At 37.7% G+C, this 2,877-nt stretch carries 4 protein-coding genes; 2 read left to right on the top strand and 2 right to left on the bottom strand.

Annotated elements, in window-relative coordinates:
- Nucleotides 1–151: 151 nt before the first annotated feature.
- On the bottom strand, nucleotides 152–589 hold the full coding sequence (locus I6F10_RS19765; protein WP_004335148.1) for a group II truncated hemoglobin: 438 nt from the start codon (nucleotides 587–589) through the stop codon (nucleotides 152–154).
- Nucleotides 590–643: 54 nt separating this feature from the next.
- On the opposite strand from I6F10_RS19765, the gene aroE reads away from it, so the two are divergent.
- Nucleotides 644–1,468, top strand: coding sequence for a shikimate dehydrogenase (aroE, locus tag I6F10_RS19760; RefSeq protein ID WP_165745046.1), 825 nt, complete (start codon nucleotides 644–646; stop codon nucleotides 1,466–1,468).
- Nucleotides 1,465–1,719 carry a DUF1488 family protein gene (locus I6F10_RS19755; RefSeq protein ID WP_004335144.1) on the top strand — a complete coding sequence of 85 codons (255 nt, stop codon included), beginning with the start codon at nucleotides 1,465–1,467 and terminating at the stop codon, nucleotides 1,717–1,719. The genes aroE and I6F10_RS19755 overlap by 4 nt, the downstream gene beginning before the upstream one ends.
- Here I6F10_RS19755 and I6F10_RS19750 read toward each other — a convergent pair.
- Nucleotides 1,711–2,256, bottom strand: coding sequence for a gamma carbonic anhydrase family protein (locus I6F10_RS19750; RefSeq protein ID WP_165745045.1), 546 nt, complete (start codon nucleotides 2,254–2,256; stop codon nucleotides 1,711–1,713). The two genes, I6F10_RS19755 and I6F10_RS19750, sit on opposite strands and share 9 nt — an antisense overlap.
- Nucleotides 2,257–2,877 lie beyond the last annotated feature (621 nt).

Below are 2,877 nucleotides of genomic sequence, written 5' to 3'. Positions count from 1 at the left end.
CGTTAATCATAATGTGCCCTCAAACAAGATTTGAAGATCTGATCATGACATTGAGATTTAGTTCAAAAAAATCCCCGCTAATTTCTTAGCAGGGATTTGTGTATAAGAGACAGCTAATTAGCGCCTTTTTGCATTATGGCTATATATAAATTTAATGCTGATTGATCATGTGCGTTGCTAGTTGAGAGAATGATTGCTTTAAGCCTTCACGCAACAACGGATTGTCTATTTCTATATCCAGCGTTTTATTCATGCAGTACATCCACTGATCGCGCAATGCTTTATCTACAGTAAAAGGCATATGTCTTTTACGTAGCATTGGCTGGCCATGTTTTTCAGTAAATAGGTTTGGCCCGCCTAACCAACCAGATAAAAATTCAAAAAATACTTGGCGAATTCGATCTAATGGCAGAGGATGCATATCATATAACGGTTTAGCGTATTCATCTGACTCCATTATGTCGTAGAATCGATTGGAGATAGCTCGCGCCCCTTTCTCTCCACCTATTATTTCATACGGTGTTTTTTCAGGAGTAGGAGCCTGTTGCTCGGGAGCCGGCTTAGATTTAGAAAAAAGTCGTTTAATCATATTACTTATCATCGTTAATAGGCAGTGTTATAGCTGCAAAGAGGTTGCTTTAAAATGGACAAATATGCGGTTTTTGGAAATCCAATTAAACATTCAAAATCCCCCGCGATACATAAACAATTTGCTGTATCACTGGGTGAGCAAATCGACTATCGCGCAATATTAGCACCTATCGATAACTTTGAAAAAACAGTATTGTCTTTTTTTGAGCAAGGCGGTGTGGGTGCTAACGTTACAATGCCATTTAAAGAGCAAGCTTATGCAATGGCTGATGAGCTTACGCCATTAGCCAAAATAGTAGGGGCTGTTAATACATTAAAAAAACGAGATGATGACTCATTACTCGGTGATAACACCGATGGTGTGGGCTTTGTAAATGATTTACTCGCTAATGAAGTAGCCATAACTAATAAACGCATTTTAATCATAGGTGCGGGCGGTGCTGCTCGAGGGGTTATTTTACCTTTGTTAGAGCATAACCCTCAGGAAATAATAATAGTTAATCGCACAGCACAAAAAGCCAAAGAACTCGCAGAGCTGTTTACCCAATATGGACCAGTATCTGGCTTTGGTTTTGATGATTTACCAGTAAGCGATTACTCACTAATAATAAACTCTACCTCTAGCAGTATGAATAACGAACTTCCAGCACTTGATAAAAAACACATAACTAACTGTGAAGTCGCTTATGACATGTTTTATTCACTGCAAAATACCATTTTTATGAATTGGGTTGCACAGCATAATATTAACGCTAAGCTTTTAGATGGCAGTGGCATGTTAGTTGGCCAAGCTGCTCAAGCATATTATGTATGGCGTAATAAAATGCCAAAAATACTTCCCGTCGTTGATGCGCTCAAACAAGGAATGCTTAAATGAATCAGGCAATACAATTTATAGATAGGCTAGAGTTTAGAGAGCCCGATCATCAGTTAGTATTTTTTGCACAAGTTAGTGGCATGCTGGTGGAGTGTGTAATAGAAGTAAATACACTTAAATTAACAGACGAAAGCCATGCAACAGAGTATTTTGAAAAGTATCGTTTTGATTACGAAGAACGTGCCGAGGAGCTTATCGAAGAAGAGAGCTATAACTCGGCAGGCCAAATTGAAGTAAGCTTATTAACTTAAATTAGCTATTTCAGCTAAATACTCATCTTTAAGTGATACGTAGTTATTGGCAGATATTTTTAAAAAGGCAAGTTCTTGCTCCGTTAGAGGGCGGGCTTGCTTAACCGGACTCCCTACATATAAGTAACCAGACTCTAAGCGTTTGTTTGGTGGTACCAAAGATCCCCCACCTATCATTACATCATCTTCAACAACCACGTTATCCAAAATAATAGCGCCCATACCTACAAGTATACGGTTTCCTAATATACATCCGTGCAGCATTACCTTATGACCTACAGTTACATCGTCACCTATAATAAGTGGATAACCATCTGGATTGCTTTTAGTTGCACGAGATAAATGCAATACACTGCCATCTTGTATATTGGAGCGTTTACCAATACGTATATAGTTAACATCGCCTCGGGCAGCTACTAAAGGCCAAACACTACTATTATCACCTAAAGTAATATCACCAACCAAAACTGATGACTCATCAATATAAACAGACGAATTAAACGAAGGAGTTACACCTTTATAAGAACGGATTGCCATATTTAGTACCTTTTAGATAATAGTTATTAGCTTTGAGTGTATCAGCAAGGTTATTTTTGTACCATAAAAGGCACCGTTTGGTTACAAAACTATCAGTTTCAGGGGGTTTAGTTCAGATACTGACCGAACAGTATCTTTTTTTACTTTTTCTTTAAAAAAGTACTTGCGTAAAAATCTGTTCTCCCTATAATGCGACCCCACTGAGACGGGAAACGCTGAAGCATAGCGAGGCACGAACTACCTCAGAGAGTTAAATAAAACTTCGGTTTTAAATTGTCGAAAGAAAGTTTAAAACTAAGTGTTGACTCGAAAAATAAAGGGTGTATTATTCGCATCCCTTGAGACGCTAAAGCGACTCAAAACGTTCTTTAACAATATAAAGCAATCATCTGTGTGGGCACTCGTACAGATTGAGTTCTAACAGCCAACCTACTTAGGTAGCGAGGCAAACAAATTAGAGTCTCAATTGAAAACTGAGTGACCAACAGAATAATTATTTAGGTAATTATTCGGCACAGTCAATTCAATATCGAAAGATATTAAAATAAATTCAGAATTCATTGAGCTGTCGAAAGACATAAAACTTTTTAATTGAAGAGTTTGATCATGGCTCAGATTGAA

This window comes from Pseudoalteromonas sp. SWYJZ98 (assembly GCF_015864495.1).
Lineage (GTDB): Bacteria > Pseudomonadota > Gammaproteobacteria > Enterobacterales > Alteromonadaceae > Pseudoalteromonas > Pseudoalteromonas distincta.
Note: the sequence above shows the minus strand (reverse complement) of the source record. Positions and strands in the feature narration are given on the sequence as shown.

Excerpts from the sequence above, each read along its gene's own strand:
- I6F10_RS19765 (WP_004335148.1), bottom strand. The coding sequence starts at position 589 with ATGATTAAACGACTTTTTTCTAAATCTAAGCCGGCTCCCGAGCAACAG.
- aroE (WP_165745046.1), top strand. The coding sequence starts at position 644 with ATGGACAAATATGCGGTTTTTGGAAATCCAATTAAACATTCAAAATCC.
- I6F10_RS19755 (WP_004335144.1), top strand. The coding sequence starts at position 1,465 with ATGAATCAGGCAATACAATTTATAGATAGGCTAGAGTTTAGAGAGCCC.
- I6F10_RS19750 (WP_165745045.1), bottom strand. The coding sequence starts at position 2,256 with ATGGCAATCCGTTCTTATAAAGGTGTAACTCCTTCGTTTAATTCGTCT.